Annotated in this window: 15 protein-coding genes; 5 read left to right on the forward strand and 10 right to left on the reverse strand. The window is 64.1% G+C overall.

All coding sequences use genetic code 11. The annotated features are described in order from the left end of the window. The first annotated feature begins 32 nt into the window (after window positions 1–32). Window positions 33–869: an SDR family NAD(P)-dependent oxidoreductase gene (locus tag EN808_RS19730; protein ID WP_135916664.1), complete on the forward strand. Its 837-nt coding sequence runs from the start codon at window positions 33–35 to the stop codon at window positions 867–869. Beyond that, window positions 866–1,588, forward strand: coding sequence for an SDR family oxidoreductase (locus EN808_RS19735; RefSeq protein ID WP_135916665.1), 723 nt, complete (start codon window positions 866–868; stop codon window positions 1,586–1,588). The genes EN808_RS19730 and EN808_RS19735 overlap by 4 nt, the downstream gene beginning before the upstream one ends. Window positions 1,589–1,597: 9 nt before the next feature. Here EN808_RS19735 and EN808_RS19740 read toward each other — a convergent pair whose 3' ends face one another. From EN808_RS19740 to EN808_RS19770, 7 genes are all read right to left on the reverse strand, one after another. Continuing rightward, complete coding sequence (locus EN808_RS19740) at window positions 1,598–1,975, reverse strand: DoxX family protein (RefSeq protein ID WP_135916666.1); 378 nt, start codon at window positions 1,973–1,975, stop codon at window positions 1,598–1,600. 69 nt (window positions 1,976–2,044) lie between these two features. Further along, window positions 2,045–2,503 (reverse strand): carboxymuconolactone decarboxylase family protein, encoded by a 459-nt coding sequence (locus EN808_RS19745; protein WP_127871730.1) that lies wholly within the window; start codon window positions 2,501–2,503, stop codon window positions 2,045–2,047. Window positions 2,504–2,531: 28 nt separating this feature from the next. Next, on the reverse strand, window positions 2,532–3,050 hold the full coding sequence (locus EN808_RS19750; RefSeq protein WP_135916667.1) for an Rrf2 family transcriptional regulator: 519 nt from the start codon (window positions 3,048–3,050) through the stop codon (window positions 2,532–2,534). Between the two features lie 359 nt (window positions 3,051–3,409). Beyond that, on the reverse strand, window positions 3,410–4,723 hold the full coding sequence (gene preA, locus EN808_RS19755; RefSeq protein ID WP_127873165.1) for an NAD-dependent dihydropyrimidine dehydrogenase subunit PreA: 1,314 nt from the start codon (window positions 4,721–4,723) through the stop codon (window positions 3,410–3,412). 14 nt (window positions 4,724–4,737) lie between these two features. Further along, window positions 4,738–5,580 (reverse strand): methyltransferase domain-containing protein, encoded by an 843-nt coding sequence (locus EN808_RS19760; protein WP_135916668.1) that lies wholly within the window; start codon window positions 5,578–5,580, stop codon window positions 4,738–4,740. Window positions 5,581–5,585: 5 nt separating this feature from the next. Further along, window positions 5,586–6,941, reverse strand: a complete 1,356-nt coding sequence (locus EN808_RS19765; RefSeq protein ID WP_127873167.1) for an NAD(P)-dependent oxidoreductase — start codon at window positions 6,939–6,941, stop codon at window positions 5,586–5,588. A gap of 121 nt (window positions 6,942–7,062) precedes the next feature. Next, window positions 7,063–7,788, reverse strand: coding sequence for a gamma-glutamylcyclotransferase (locus EN808_RS19770; RefSeq protein ID WP_135916669.1), 726 nt, complete (start codon window positions 7,786–7,788; stop codon window positions 7,063–7,065). 177 nt (window positions 7,789–7,965) lie between these two features. Between EN808_RS19770 and EN808_RS19775 the strand changes: the two genes are divergently transcribed. Further along, on the forward strand, window positions 7,966–8,742 hold the full coding sequence (locus EN808_RS19775) for a VOC family protein (RefSeq protein WP_127279321.1): 777 nt from the start codon (window positions 7,966–7,968) through the stop codon (window positions 8,740–8,742). Window positions 8,743–8,784: 42 nt separating this feature from the next. Here EN808_RS19775 and EN808_RS19780 read toward each other — a convergent pair whose 3' ends face one another. Then, window positions 8,785–9,273, reverse strand: coding sequence for a hypothetical protein (locus EN808_RS19780; protein WP_135916670.1), 489 nt, complete (start codon window positions 9,271–9,273; stop codon window positions 8,785–8,787). A gap of 200 nt (window positions 9,274–9,473) precedes the next feature. Here EN808_RS19780 and EN808_RS19785 point away from each other — a divergent pair, with 200 nt between their 5' ends. Beyond that, on the forward strand, window positions 9,474–9,869 hold the full coding sequence (locus EN808_RS19785) for a DoxX family protein (protein ID WP_127279319.1): 396 nt from the start codon (window positions 9,474–9,476) through the stop codon (window positions 9,867–9,869). A gap of 22 nt (window positions 9,870–9,891) precedes the next feature. Here EN808_RS19785 and EN808_RS19790 read toward each other — a convergent pair whose 3' ends face one another. Together EN808_RS19790 and EN808_RS19795 are read right to left on the reverse strand one after the other, a co-directional pair. Next, window positions 9,892–12,333, reverse strand: coding sequence for an FAD-dependent oxidoreductase (locus EN808_RS19790; protein ID WP_135916671.1), 2,442 nt, complete (start codon window positions 12,331–12,333; stop codon window positions 9,892–9,894). Window positions 12,334–12,402: 69 nt separating this feature from the next. Beyond that, window positions 12,403–13,941 carry a trimethylamine methyltransferase family protein gene (locus tag EN808_RS19795; RefSeq protein ID WP_127277959.1) on the reverse strand — a complete coding sequence of 513 codons (1,539 nt, stop codon included), beginning with the start codon at window positions 13,939–13,941 and terminating at the stop codon, window positions 12,403–12,405. A gap of 216 nt (window positions 13,942–14,157) precedes the next feature. On the opposite strand from EN808_RS19795, the gene EN808_RS19800 reads away from it, so the two are divergent. Then, window positions 14,158–14,748, forward strand: coding sequence for a transglycosylase SLT domain-containing protein (locus tag EN808_RS19800; protein ID WP_135916672.1), 591 nt, complete (start codon window positions 14,158–14,160; stop codon window positions 14,746–14,748). Window positions 14,749–14,754: the final 6 nt, after the last annotated feature.

Below are 14,754 nucleotides of genomic sequence, written 5' to 3' on the forward strand. Positions count from 1 at the left end.
TGCGTTCGGAGCAGCAACAGGAGGCTCTGAACATGGAATTGAAAGACAAGACCATTCTCATCACCGGATCGACCGACGGCGTCGGCCGGGTCGTGGCGCAAAGGCTGGGCGCCTCCGGCGCACGGGTACTGGTGCATGGCCGCGATGCCACACGCGGTAAGGCCGTTATCGCCGAGATCGAAGCCGCCGGCGGCAAGGCCGAGTTTCTCGCGGCCGATCTCGCGTCGCTGGCGGAGGTAAGGCGCCTCGCCGAGGCCGTGCGCGCCAGGAGCCGCCTCGACGTCCTCATCAACAATGCTGGCGTCGGCACGGCTGGCGACAAGCGACAGACGAGCGCCGACGGCCACGAACTGCGCTTTGCCGTCAACTATCTCGCCGGCTTCCTGCTGACCTCGGAACTGCTGCCGCTGCTCAGGGCAAGTGCCCCGGCGCGCATCGTCAATGTGGCGTCCGCCGGCCAGCAGGCGATCAACTTCGACGACGTCATGCTGACCCACGGCTATAGCGGCGTGCGCGCCTACTGCCAGAGCAAGCTGGCGCAGATCCTGTTCACCATCGATCTGTCCGAGCAGTTGAAAGGCAGCGGCGTCACCGTCAATGCGCTGCATCCGGCGAGCTACATGAACACCACCATGGTCCGTCAGGCGGGGGTGAAGCCATGGAGTTCGGTCGAAACCGGCGCCGACGCCATCTTGAACCTCGCCACCGCGCAAAAGCTCGAAGGCCGCAGCGGCCTCTATTTCGACGGACTGCGCGAATCCCGCGCCGACGCCCAGGCTTACGATGCCAGGGCAAGACAGCAATTGCGAAGCCTGAGCCTCGACCTCGTCGGGCTGGCTTCGCCAAAATCGAAGGAAGAACCGTCATGACCGTCACAACCGAACACACAGTCATCATCGGCGGCTCGTCCGGCATCGGCCTGGCGACAGCGCGCAAACTGCTCGGCCCGGGCATGAAGGTCACCATCACCGGGCGCAACCAGGACAAGCTCGTCAGCGCCTGGAAAAGCCTTGGTGGCGCAGCCGACAAGGCCGCCTTCGACGCGTCGAAGCCCGATGAGGTGCGCCAGTTCTTCGATCGGCTCGGTCCGTTCGACCACCTCGTTCTGGCGGCGAGCGGCGGCAAGGGCCTCGGACCGTTCGAGACGCTCGATCTCGCCGACATCGCCGGCGGCGTCGACGAAAAGGTGCGGCCGCAACTGTCCTGCCTGCAGGCCGCGTTGCCGACGTTGAGCAAATCCGGATCGGTCACCTTCATCTCGGCGGTCTCAGCTCAGGTCACCATGCCCGGTGTCGCCGGCATCGGTGCCGTCAACGGCATGCTGCTGACCGTGACGCCGATCCTGGCTGTCGAGCTGAAGCCGCTACGCGTCAACGTCGTGGCGCCCGGCGTCGTCGACACGCCCTGGTGGGATTTTTTGCCGGAAGAACAGAGGCAAGCGGTTTTTGCCGAATATGCGGGAAAAACGCCCGTGGGCAGGATTGGCCGCGCCGAGGACGTCGCCTCGGCGATCGCCTTCCTCGTCTCCAACAGCTTCATGACCGGCCAGGTACTGACCTGCGATGGCGGCCTGCGGTTCGCGGCCTGACTTCGGCCATCAAACGGATTGTGCGATCAGCGTCAGGAACCCACCGCCGAGCGCGACATTGCCGATGAAACCGTTGATGCGGGACGCCCGGTCCGGACCCTGATGATCCCAGAAATTGTGGAACATCGGTGTCGCGACGACCAGGAACAGCACCAGCACCGCGCAGGCGATCGCGGTCCAGAGGCCTGATATCACCAGGAGCCCGGCGATGATCTGCAGGACGATGCCGGCCCACAGCGCCAGCCGAGCCTGCGGCACGCCGCGCGCGGCCATCAACCCGGTCAGGAGGGCCGCGTTCTGGATGTTGCGCAGGCCGGCGAAGACGAAAGCGCCGCCGGCCAGCAGGCGGCCGAAAAACAGCAAGGTCGAAGGCAAATCGGCAGGCATCAAACGCTCCCCTTGAAACAGTAGAAGCGCCGCCTTCTTCGGCGGCGCCCCAACAAACATCCGGACCGATCAGGCCGCCTTGGCGGCCGGCATCGGATGGATGGCGTGGAACGGGATGCAGAGCCGGTTCCAGGTGTTGATCATGCCGACCGCGACGGACAGCTTGACCAGTTCCTCTTCCGAAAAATGCTCCAGCGCGCGCGCATAGAGCTCGTCCGGCACCCCGTTGTCGGCGACCAGCGTCACCGCCTCGGTCCAGGCCAGCGCGGCGCGTTCACGCTCGGAAAACAGCGGCGATTCCTTCCAGGCGGAAACCAGATAGAGCCTTTGCTCGGTTTCGCCGTCGCGCCTGGCTTCGCGGCTGTGCATCTCGACGCAGAAGGAACAGCCATTGATCTGCGAAGCCCTGAGCTTGATCAGGTGAAGCAAGCTCACCTCCAGCCCGCATTCGTCGACTGCCTTGTTGAGAGCCGACACCGCCTTCATGATTTCGGGCGCCTTGGCGAAGAATTGCATTCTCTGTTTCATCGTCTTTCCTTTCGCATCGTCGGGAGGGTTAGGCTTGGTTGGTTGAACTGGATTTCTGCGGCCGCTGATGGCGCTCGACAAAGGCACAGCTCGCGGCAAACGATCTGGGGTCGCCTTCCGCCGCGTAATCCGCCACGATGTCGGACAGCTTCACCTCGGCCAGCGCCGCCCGGTAGGCGCGCTCCGCCTTCAGCATCGCGGCATTGATGCCGCAAGGTTTGACATAGGCCGAGGCATCGATCTTGACCGGACCATTGCGGCGGATCTCGCCGCAGCGAAACGCGGGTTCGCGGCCCTCGACGGCCAGCACGATGTCGAGCAGTGTGATGCGTTCCGCAGCCCGCGCCAGCCGATAGCCGCCCGCCGGCCCCGGCACCGATTCCAGAATGCGCGCCGCGCTCAACATATTGAGATGCTTCAGGAGATAGCTCGGCGACAGGCCGAACGCTTCCGCCAGTGCCGCGCCCGGCATGGTGCTGTTGCCGTCCACACTGGCCAGCGTCGCCGCACAGTGGATGGCCGCCTCGACGCCCTCGCCCAGCTTCATCGTGATGCTCTCCAATTCATGGACATCTTTTATCGTGGATAATTTTTATCGGCAATAGGAAAATGGCGATTGCCTGCTAATTCTGGTGGTTCCGGCACGCCGCTTAGCAAGACTTGGGTTCCTCGCACCCCGCGGAGCGGGGGAGAGGTGGCCCGGCGAAGCCGGAGAGGGGGACGACCTTTGTGAAGATGCAACCGGTGAGGAGGAGGCGCGCGTAAAGAGGATCAGGAGCCTTGGGCAGTTCCCAGTCGTCCCAAAGTCCCCTCTCCGTCCCGGCTTCGCCGGGCCACCTCTCCCCACTTTCGTGGGGCGAGGAACCTAAGTTCTGCCAAGCAGCCCTTCTTATGCTGGAGCAAACCCTACTCCGCGGCCACCTTGGCCATCGGGTTGTTCGGGTGCGTCGTCCAGTTGGCGTAGACCGGCGACACGGGCTTGCCGGTGCGTTGGTCCATTACGCCCGCTGCCAGCGGCTCCATGGTGATGCAATTGTCGACCGGGCAGACATTGACGCACAGATTGCAGCCGACGCACTCGGCCTCGATCACCTCGAAGTGCCTGACGCCGTCGACCATGTTGGTGATCGCCTGGTGCGAGGTGTCCTCGCAGGCGATGTGGCAGCGGCCGCATTTGATGCAGGCGTCCTGGTCGATATGCGCCTTGGCGACGTAGTTGAGGTTGAGATACTGCCAGTCGGTGACGTTGGGCGTGGCGCGCCCGACAATGTCGTCGAGCGAGCGGTGGCCCTTCTCGTCCATCCAGTTTTCGAGACCGGCGATCATCTCTTGCACGATCTTGAAGCCATAGGTCATCGCCGCCGTGCAGACCTGCACATTGCCGGCGCCGAGCGCCATGAATTCGGCGGCGTCCCGCCATGTGGTGATACCGCCGATGCCGGAGATCGGCAGGCCGCGCGTTTCGGGGTCGCGGGCGATCTCGGCCACCATGTTCATGGCGATCGGCTTCACCGCCGGGCCGCAATAGCCGCCATGCGAGCCCTTGCCGTCGATGGTGGGCATCGGCGCGAAACTGTCGAGGTCGACGCCGGTGATCGAATTGATGGTGTTGATCAGCGATACCGCGTCGGTGCCGCCGGCATGGGCAGCGCGCGCGGGCTTGCGGATGTCGGTGATGTTGGGCGTCAGCTTGGTGATGACCGGCATGCGCGTGTATTGCTTGCACCAGCGCACCACCATTTCGATATATTCCGGCACCTGGCCGACGGCCGCGCCCATGCCGCGCTCCGACATGCCGTGCGGGCAGCCGAAATTGAGCTCGATGCCGTCCGCCCCCGTCTCCTCGACCAGCGGCAGGATGGCCTTCCAGCTCTCTTCCTCGCAAGGCACCATGATCGAGGCGATCAGCGCACGGTCGGGCCAATCCATCTTGACCTGCTTCATCTCGCGCAGATTGGTCTGCAAGTCGCGGTCGGTGATCAGTTCGATGTTGTTGAGGCCGAGCAGACGCCGGTCGGCGCCCCAGATCGCGCCGTAGCGCGGGCCGTTGACGTTGACCACCGGCGGCCCCTCTTCGCCCAGCGTCTTCCAGACCACACCGCCCCAACCCGCCTTGAAGGCGCGGATGACATTGTAGGCCTTGTCGGTCGGCGGCGCCGACGCCAGCCAGAACGGGTTGGGCGATTTGATACCGACGAAATTGTTTCTGATATCAGCCATGACAGGGGTCCCTTTCAACCGAGACGAAGAAGCAGTTCGACGGGTGCGAGAATGCCGCCCTCGAGGGCGGCGATGAGGTTGGCCATCTTGGTGCGGGCGTCCTCGCCCATGACGAGGCCGAGGCCGGGCGATGGCTTCCTGCCTTCGGCTTGCGCGGCGGCCAGCCGGGCACGCATCGCGGCGAAAAACTCGACGGCGAAGGCGCCGCGCGGCCGCTCCGCGGCCACCGAGAAGCCCGCCGCCGCCGCGGCCGAGCGGTAATCGTCGGGCGTGGCGACGAAGGATATGGTCTCGTTGGATGCCCACGGAAGCGGGTAGGTCAGAGCTCCATCCTTGAGCCGCATCACGTCGTAGAGGGCAAAGACGCCGCCGGGCTTCAGCACACGGGCGGCCTCGCTCATCAGCTTCGCCTTGTCGGGAAGGTTCATGCCGACATGCAGGATCATTGCCGCATCGAAGCCGGCCTTGGCGAACGGCATGTCCAGCGCGCTGCCTTGCACGAAGTGGGTCTTGCCGGCCATTCCCGTCCGCCTCGACAGGCTGGTCGCGATATCGACATAGCTTTGCGTCAGGTCGATGCCGGTGACGTCGACGCCGGCATTGTTGGCGACAAAGCGGGCCGGTCCCCCTATCCCCGATCCGATGTCCAGCAGCCTGGCTCCTGGCTTCAACCCAAGCTGGCCGATAAGGTCCCTGGTGGCGGCCACGCCGCCAATGTGGAATTCGTCGACCGCTTCGAGATCGCCGGCGCGCAAATGGGCAACATCGACGCCCGTATCGGCGAGCGCCGCAATGATCCGCTCCTCCAGGCCTGAAATCTCGTAGTGACGGGCAATGCCCGGTTCCACCGTGGCCATGATCCTTATCCCTGGGTCAGACTCCTGTGGATGCTCTCAGCCGCGTCGCGCCCTTGCGCCACGGCGGACACGGTCAGGTCGTCGCCACCGAAAATGCAGTCGCCGCCGGCCCAGACCTTGGCGAGCGACGTGCGCCCTTCCCCGTCGACCTTGATGCGGCCGGCTTCGAGGTCGATCGATGCCCCGCTGCCATTGAGGGCAGCCGGGACAAAACTCTGGCCGATGGCCTTGAACACCTGGTCGGCAACCAGCGTCAGCGTCTCGCCGGTGCCGGCAAGCCTGTCGCCATTGAGCGCGGTGTATTCGAGTTCAATGCCCGACACCTTACCACCTTCGGCAATCACCCGCTTCGGCTGCAGCCAATGACGGATGGTGACGCCGTTGGCGGCCGCCAGGTCCTGCTCGAATTCGGAGGCGTTCATATGGTCCTGGCCGCGCCGGTAGCAGATCGTCACCTCCTCGGCGCCAAGCAATTTCGACTGCACGGCGGCATCGATCGCCGTCATGCCGCCGCCAATGACGACGACGCGGCGGCCGACCGGCAGCCCGGAGAGGTCGCTGGCCTGGCGCAGTTCGGCAATGAATTCGACCGCATTGGTGACGCCGGCCGCATCCTCGCCATCGGCGCGCAACGCGTTGACGCCGCCCAGCCCCATGCCGAGGAACACCGCGTCGTAATTGCGGATCAGGTCGGAGAGCTGGTAGTCGCGGCCGAGCGCCTTGCCGTTCTGGATGTCGATGCCGCCGATCGCGGTGACATAGTCGACCTCGGCCTGGGCAAAGTTGTCGACGCTCTTGTAGGCGGCGATGCCGTATTCATTGAGGCCGCCGGCCTTCGGACGCGCCTCCAGGATGGTCACGTCATGGCCATGGCGAGCGAGCCGGTGCGCGGCGGCAAGGCCGGCCGGGCCGGCGCCGACCACGGCGACCGTCTTGCCCGTCGCTGTCGCGCGCGGATAAAACTGCTTATTCTCGGCCATCGCGACATCGGTGGCGTAGCGCTGCAAACGGCCGATCTGCACCGGCTTGCCTTCCGCCACCTCGCGCACGCAGACCTCCTCGCACAGCGTCTCGGTCGGGCAGACGCGGGCGCACATGCCGCCCAGGATGTTCTGGTCGAAGATGGTCTTGGCCGAACCGATCGGGTTGCCGGTCGAGATCTGGCGGATGAACAGCGGGATGTCGATCGAGGTCGGGCATGCATTCATGCACGGCGCGTCGTAGCAGAAATAACAGCGGTCGGATTCGACCAGCGCCTCGTGATGATCGAGCGGCGGATGCAGGTCGGAAAAATTGTCCGCGTATTGGTCAGCCGCAAGGCGGCCGCCGACAATACCCTCTTTGAACTGACCCTCTGGCATTTTCAGTTCCCCATGTTTTCGTTTTGGGGAAGGCTAGCACGTTTTATTTTTTTATCAATTGGTCAATTTTTGAGGCAAGTTGCTGAAAAGACTGGATAAAAACATGATAATTGCGGTCAAGTTATTGGTGGCCTGACGCGAGGATATGGCCGCCGTCCATGCCAATGCCATGGATCGACCTGATCTCATCGGCGACCAATTTCTGCAACGTCCAGAGATTGCGGTCGCGGATGCCGAATTCCTCGAGATGGCTGACCGTGTTGTAAAGATATTCCGCGCCTGAGCCGACATGGCCGCAGGCGCGCGCCAGCACCCGTGCCACGGCTTCCAGCGGCTGCCCGAGCGAAGTTCCTCTGCCCGTCACCCCGACCCAGAAACCCAGCGCCCGCAACGGCCCTTGCGCGGTACGCACCGGAACCCACCGGACCGAAGCGACGCTCTCATGATCGTCGATCTCGCGCCGCAACAGTCTTTCGATCTGAGCAGTCTTCTCCCCTTCCGGTAACCGATAGATCACACCATCGCATCGGCCGCCGCGTTCGAGCGCCATCATCAGTCCAGGCTGCGCGGCGCTGCCGCGCCAGCGGACCATGTCGATGCAGAAGGAGCGGTGCCAGCCATGGGCGGTGGCGCGCTGGCGTTCGACGGACTCGAAAGCCGGCTTCCAGATCAGCGAGCCATAGGCGAACACCCATAGCGGCCCCGCATCGGCTTCATTGAACAGCCGCGCCGAAAGGTCCCGAAAATCCTCGTCGCTCAGTTGCGTCCAGCTGCCGCTAGGCCCGGGATCGGCCTCCTCGCGATGGCACAGTGCAACAAGCTCAGCTGTAAGTGACATCTGCCGCATGGAGCGAGCCCCCCTTTTCGAAGCCAAGCAAAGGCGAAAATCGCAAGGCACGCAAGATTGCCAGGAGGCTGCGCCTTGCCGTTCCCGATTTCTAGCCCAGATGTCGGATTTCTGTCGTCGAGATCGTCCTAGGATGAATCGAACGACGATCGGCGCACAACGGTGAGGAGACCGACCATGCCAAAATCCCCGATGCCCTTCTTCTGGTACGAACTAATGACGTCGGACCTCGACGCCGCCGAGGCTTTCTACACAACCGTGGTCGGCTGGACGGCGCAGCCCTTCGACAAGGCGCCCGGCATGCCGCGCTATATCGTCATGAATGTCGGCGAGCGTGGCGTCGGCGGCCTGATGACGATGCCCGAGGATGCGGCCAAGATGGGCATGCCGCCCGCATGGCTGGGCTATATCCACGCCAGGGATGTCGACGCGGCAACAGCGTCACTGGAAAAGGCAGGCGGTGCCGTTCACCGCCGGCCCGACGATATTCCAGGCGTCGGCCGCTTCGCCGTCGTCGCCGATCCGCAAGGCGCGACCTTCATGTTCCTGCAGCCGAACGGTCCGGACCAGCCCGTCGTGCCGGCCAGCACGCCCGGCCATATCGGCTGGCACGAACTCTACACGAGCGATTGGAAGGCCGCGTTCGATTTCTATTCCGGCCAGTTCGGCTGGGCCAATGCCGGCGAATTCGACATGGGGCCGATGGGCATCTACCAGACCTTTACCGCCGGCCCTGAATCCGGTGGCGGCATCATGAACAAGCCCGAGCAGATTCCGGTCCCGGTCTGGCAGTTCTATTTCAATGTCACCGGCATCGACGCGGCGGCAAAACGCGTGACCGACAATGGCGGCAAGATCCTGATGGGACCCATGGAGGTTCCCGGAGGCAGCTGGGTCGTGCAATGCCAGGATCCGCAAGGCGCGCATTTCGCTTTGATGGCGCCGGTGCGGTAAGCGTCCGCGCCACCCGCTGAAATCACGCTTGCTGGCGTCGGCTCATTCCGGCGCCAATACCGCGACCTTCAGGTCAGCCTTCTTGGCACCGCTAAACTGGACAGTGGCTGTGCCGGCGGCCAGCTTGAAGCGCACGCTCTTGCGGACACCGGGGCAAGTCTTGACGCCGCTATAGCCGGACGATTTCACGGCCTTGCCGTCCTGGATGACATCGATCCAGGCCTCGCCCGACAGGCTGATCTGGATGGCGCCGTCCGGCGGCACCGCCACGCTGGCAACGGCGCCGAACGTGCCCTCCGCAGGGGCGCGTTCGGGCGGCACCGCGAAGCCGGCCTTTTCGGCCGGCAGCAGCGCCAGGTCCGCGGCGGCCCCCACCGCCAGCGTCGCTCCGGACGGTGTCGAGGGTGCCTCTGCAAACAGCGCCTGTTCGCGCGTCACCGGCCATTTAAAAGCCTCGCAGCCGGCGTCCTCGGCCATGGCGAGGCTGGTGCCCATAAGGATTGCGAACAGGCTGATGACGACTTTTTTCATGGCAAGGAACCCACATGTCTGGAGTACTCACAATCAATACAACCATAGCGATATAATTGCAACCCTGGCGGGCACAACAGCAAAAGCCGGACCGGGGAACATTTCCAATCACCAATTGTTGATGGCAGGCCGGGGGAAGTGAATGGTCCGTTGCCCGGTGATAATCTATGGCCGGCCGGGAAGCTGAAATGGAGTTTTAGATGAAGCTTTTCGATGGCCTCTCCAAATACCAGCCGCAGGCGCTTGCCGTGCTGCGCATCATGACCGCGCTGCAGTTCATCGAGCACGGCACGCAGAAACTGTTCAATTTCCCAGCCAGCGACCACGCCGCCGCCGCCTTGAGCGGACTGCCGCTAGCGGCCGGTATCCTCGAATTCGCCGGCGGCGTTCTGCTGGCGCTAGGCCTTTTCACCCGCCCGGTCGCGTTCCTTCTGGCCGGCGAAATGGCGATCGCCTATTTCATGGCCCACTATCCGCGCGACTTCTTCCCCATCAACAACAGCGGCGATTCGGCGATCTCGTTCTGTTTCATCTTCCTCTATCTGGTCTTCGCCGGCGCCGGCGCCTTCGCGCTGGACAACCGCCGCAACGCCTGATCCCCCATGCGGGGGTGAGCCCTCACCCCCGCATCCGTTCGAAATTCGCATCGAACAGCGCAGCCGCCTGGATGCGCGCCGCATGGCGCTTGCCCAGCAACTCGATCTCGAATCCGTGGCTCTCGTCGGCGATCTCCTTCGGCACATAGCCGACGGCAACCGACTTCTTCGAATGATGGGCATAGCCGCCCGACGTCACCCAGCCTCGCACCGCGCCGCCGAACCAGATCGGCTCATCGCCGATGACGTCGGCATCGTCGGAGTCGACGATGAAGGCGCGCAGCCTGAGCTTGCCGCCCTGCTTGCGCTCGGCCAGCGCCGCCGCCTTGCCGATGAAATCCGCGTCCTTGCCGTAAGCGACGAAACGGTCGAGCCCGGCCTCCAGCGGCCCGTAGATCGGCCGGTATTCGCGCCCCCATGAGCCGTAGTTCTTCTCCAGACGCAGCGCGTTGAGCGCGCGCGAGCCGAACAGGCCGATGCCGAACTCTTCTCCCGCCGCCATCAGCGCCTGATAGGCGGCGCGCTGATATTCCGGCGCCACCCAGATCTCGTAGCCGAGATCGCCGGTGTAACTGACGCGGCCGACCAGGCACGGCGCCATGCCGACATCCATCTTGGCTATGGCCATGAACGGAAACGCCGCATTCGATATGTCGGAGCGGGTGGCTTTCGCCAGCACGTCCCTCGCCCTGGGACCGGCGATCGACAGGCCGGTGAGCTTCTGCCCCAGCGCCTCGATGTGGACGGACCCGTCATCGGGCAGATGCTGTTCGAACCAGCGCATGTGATATTGCTCGGCAATGCCGGAACCGGCCAGGAACCAGCCCGCTTCTTCCCGATCTTGGGCGCCCAGATTGGCCAGCGTGAAATCGCCGATCAGCCTGCCGTCTTCCTTGAGCATCGGCGCCAGGGTCATGCGACCGGGCTTCGGCAGCTTGCAGGCGAGCATCCGGTCGAGCCATGCCGCGGCCCCTTCGCCCGTCACCTTGTATTTGGCGAAGCTCGATATCTCCGACAGGCCGACGCCCGAGCGCACCGCCGCCACTTCGGCGGCGACATGGGTGAAGTCGCTCGAGCGCCGCCATGAGAACTCGTCCTTGACGCCTTCCGGCGCGTACCAGAGCGGCACCTCCAGCCCATAGGCGACGCCCCACTGCGCGCCCTTGGCCGACAACAGGTCGTAGACCGGCGTCGTCTTCAGCGGCCGCCCCGCAGGCAGTTCCTCGTTGGGGAAGCGGATCGAAAAGCGCCTGGAATAGTTTTCGCGCACCTTGGCGTTGGTGTAGGCCATGGTCGCCCAGTCGCCGTAGCGGGCCACGTCCATCGCCCATATGTCGGCGCCGGGATCGCCCTCGATCATCCAGTTGGACAGCGCCAAGCCGACGCCACCGCCCTGGCTGAAGCCGGCCATCACGCCGCAGGCGACCCAGAAGCCCGGCAGGCCGCGCACCGGCCCGACCAGCGGGTTGCCGTCGGGCGCGAAGGTGAAGGGCCCGTTGATGATCTGCTTGATGCCGGTGTTCTGGAAAGCCGGGAAATGCCGGAAACCGACCTCGAGCGACGGCGCGATACGGTCGATGTCGGGCGCCAGCAATTCATGGCCGAAATTCCACGGCGTGGAAAATTCGGACCAAGGCTTGTTGGCCTTCTCGTAGGTGCCCATCAGCATGCCGCCGCGCTCCTGGCGCAGATAGAGCTCGCCGTCGAAATCGACCGCATGGATGATCTCGGTGCCGGTTTTCTCGTTCCAGGCGGCGACCTCCGGCATGTCCTCGGTGATCAGGTACATGTGTTCCATCGCCAGAACCGGCAGTTCGAGCCCGACCATGCGGCCGACCTCGCGCGCCCACAGGCCGCCGGCATTGACGACATGCTCGGCCACCACCTCGCCCTTGTTGGTAATGACGCGCCACATCCCGTCTGCACGGCGCACAATGTCTTCCACCTTGGTGAACCGTTCGATCTCGGCGCCCAGCTTCCGCGCCGCCTTGGCATAGGCGTGCGTGACGCCCGAGGGATCGAGATGGCCGTCCTCCTTGTTGCGGACGGCGCCGACGAACTGGCTGGGGTCGAGCAGCGGCATCAGTTCGGCCGCCTCTTTCGGCGAGATTTCCTCCAGCTCGATGCCGAGATAACGGCCCTTGGCGACGACCCCGCGCAGCCAGTCGAGCCGCGCTTCGGTGGCAGCCAGAAGCACACCGCCGGTCAGGTGGACGCCGGTCGCCTGCCCCGACAGTTCCTCGATCTCCTTGTAGAGGTTGATGGTGTATTTCTGCAGCTTGGCGACGTTGGGATCGCCATTGATCGTATGCATGCCGCCGGCGGCGTGCCAGGTCGAGCCGGACGTCAGCTCGTCGCGCTCCAGCAGCACGATGTCCGTCCAGCCATGACGGGCGAGATGGAACAGCACGGAACATCCGACGACGCCGCCGCCAATGACCACGACCTTTGCATGCGATTTCATGGATTTTTCTCTGATATCAATGAGTTGGATGGGTGAGATGAATCGAGACGGGAAGAGCGGACGCTGAAATCACGGCTCGCCCTGCCCGATCGCTTCCTTGCGTCTGGCCACATAGGCCTCGAGCTCTTCGCGCACGGCGATGTCCATCGCCGGCTCGACATAGTCTTCAAGCGCCTTCTTCCACAGCCGCGTCGCGCGCGCCGTCGCGTCGAGGCCGCCGGCCTCCTGCCAGGCCTCGAAATTCTGCCAGTTGGACAGCATCGGCTGGTAGAAGGCGGTCGCATAGCGCTCCAGCGTGTGCGGCTCGCCGAAGAAATGGCCGCCTGTCGGCACCGCACCCAGTGCCTCGACGGCAAGCTCGGCCTCGTCGACCACGATCGGACGCAAAAACTCCATCATGTGCTGGATCATCTCGACGTCGATGATGAATTTCTCGAACGATGCCGTCAGCCCGCCCTCCTGCCAACCGGCGGCGTGGTAGACGAGATTGCCGTGGCCGAGCACCGCGCCCCAGAGCGCCATCAGCGTCTCATAGGCGCCTTGCGCATCGGCGGCGTTGGAAGCCGAGCCGGGCGTCGTCCGGTATGGCAGGCCGTAACGCCGCGCCAATTGCCCCGAGGCGATGTTGGCCTTCGTGTTTTCAGGCGTGCCGAAGGCCGGCGCGCCCGACTTCATGTCGACATTGGAGGTGAAGGCGCCGTACATGACGGGCGCGCCCGGACGTACGAGCTGTGTTAGTACCACGCCGAACAGCGCCTCGGCATTCTGCTGCGCCAGGGCGCCGGCCAGCGTCACCGGGCTCATCGCCCCCATCAGCGTGAACGGCGTCACCGCCACCGACTGGCCGTATTCGGCCATCGTCACCAGCCCCTCGGCCATCATCTCGTCGAAACGGCGCGGCGAGTTGACCGAGATGATGGTGGCGATACCGGGATCGTCGCGCATCTGATCCAGCGTCAGCCCGCGCGAAATCGCCATCATCTCGATGCCATCCAGCGCCCTGCCTCGGCCGATCGCCGAGACATGAAAACTCTTGTCGGTCAGCGTCAGATTGGTGAAGTAGGTGTCGAGATGGCGTGAGTTGGCCGGCAGCTCGACCGGCGCGCAGACCTGATTGCCGAGCATGTGGATACAGTTGAAATGCTGCGCCAGCCGGGTGAGATCGGCATAGTCGCGCAGGTTGCCGGCACGACGGCCGCGCTCCATGTCGTGCACGTTCGGCGGCCCGGCGACCAAGGTGAAATTGATGGTATTGCCGCCGAGGTGGATCGACTTGGCCGGATTGCGCGGTGTCAGCGTGTAAGTGGTCCGCGTCGTCTTCAGCGCCTCTTCGACCATGCCGCGATCGACGCGCACATTCGCCGTCGCATGGTCGACCGTGGCTCCGGCCTTCTCGAACAGCGACAGCGCCCTCCGGCTCATCACCTCGATGCCGAAATTCTCCAATATGTGCATCGACGCCTGATGGATCGCCTCGATCTGGTCGGACGACAACAGCGCCATCGGCGGATAGGGATTCGTCACCCGTCTGGGCGGCAGCTGCGCGATGGGCGCTGGCCCCCTGTTGCTGGTGCGCTCGGCGCCGCGCTTGCGTCTTGGTTCGGTCATGCCGGCATCAAAGCTTCGGCAGTGCGGCCGGTCTGTCAGAAATACGCCGTTTGCCGGCGTGATTTTAGCCAAGGCGGCATTTTCTCGACACCAGTTTATAAAAGGCGACCGTGTGCGTCGGAATATTGATATGATGTCTTCTCATCTGCTCGTGCCGACGAAGCGTTAACGGCCGCAGCAAGATTCCCTTTATGATTTCGGCCTATTGCTCCTCCCATGCGTAGGTCGAGTTTTAGTAAAATTGTTGCGGTTTGCGCGCTGTTGGCGCTTTCGGCTTGCGCCACCGCGCCCAGCCACATCAACAATGTCTGCGCCGTCTTCGACCAGAATGACGGCTGGTTCGACAATTGGCAGTCGGCCGCCGAGCGCTCGTCGCGGAAATACGGCGTGCCGGTGCCGGTGCTGATGGCCACCGTACGCAAGGAATCCGGCTTCAAGAGCAACGCCCGGCCGCCGCGCACCAAGCTGCTTGGCTTCATCCCCTGGAAGCACGTCTCCTCGGCTACCGGCTTCTCGCAGGCACTGGACGGAACCTGGTCGCAATATCAGCGCGAAACCGGCAACTGGGCGGCACGGCGGACGAAATTCGCCGATGCCGTCGATTTCGTCGGCTGGTATCATTCCAAGACAGCCGACAGCTACGGCGTCGCGCGCAACGACACCTACAACCTCTACCTCGCCTACTATCTCGGCTGGAGCGCCTATGGCCGCCGCAACCGTGGCGACGCCGGCGTGCAGGGTTACGCCCGGGCCACCGACAAGATGGCCCGCGACTATGACGCGCAGCTACGGCAATGCGGCTCCTGATACCTG

Source organism: Mesorhizobium sp. M8A.F.Ca.ET.165.01.1.1 (assembly GCF_004792065.1).
Taxonomy (GTDB): domain Bacteria; phylum Pseudomonadota; class Alphaproteobacteria; order Rhizobiales; family Rhizobiaceae; genus Mesorhizobium.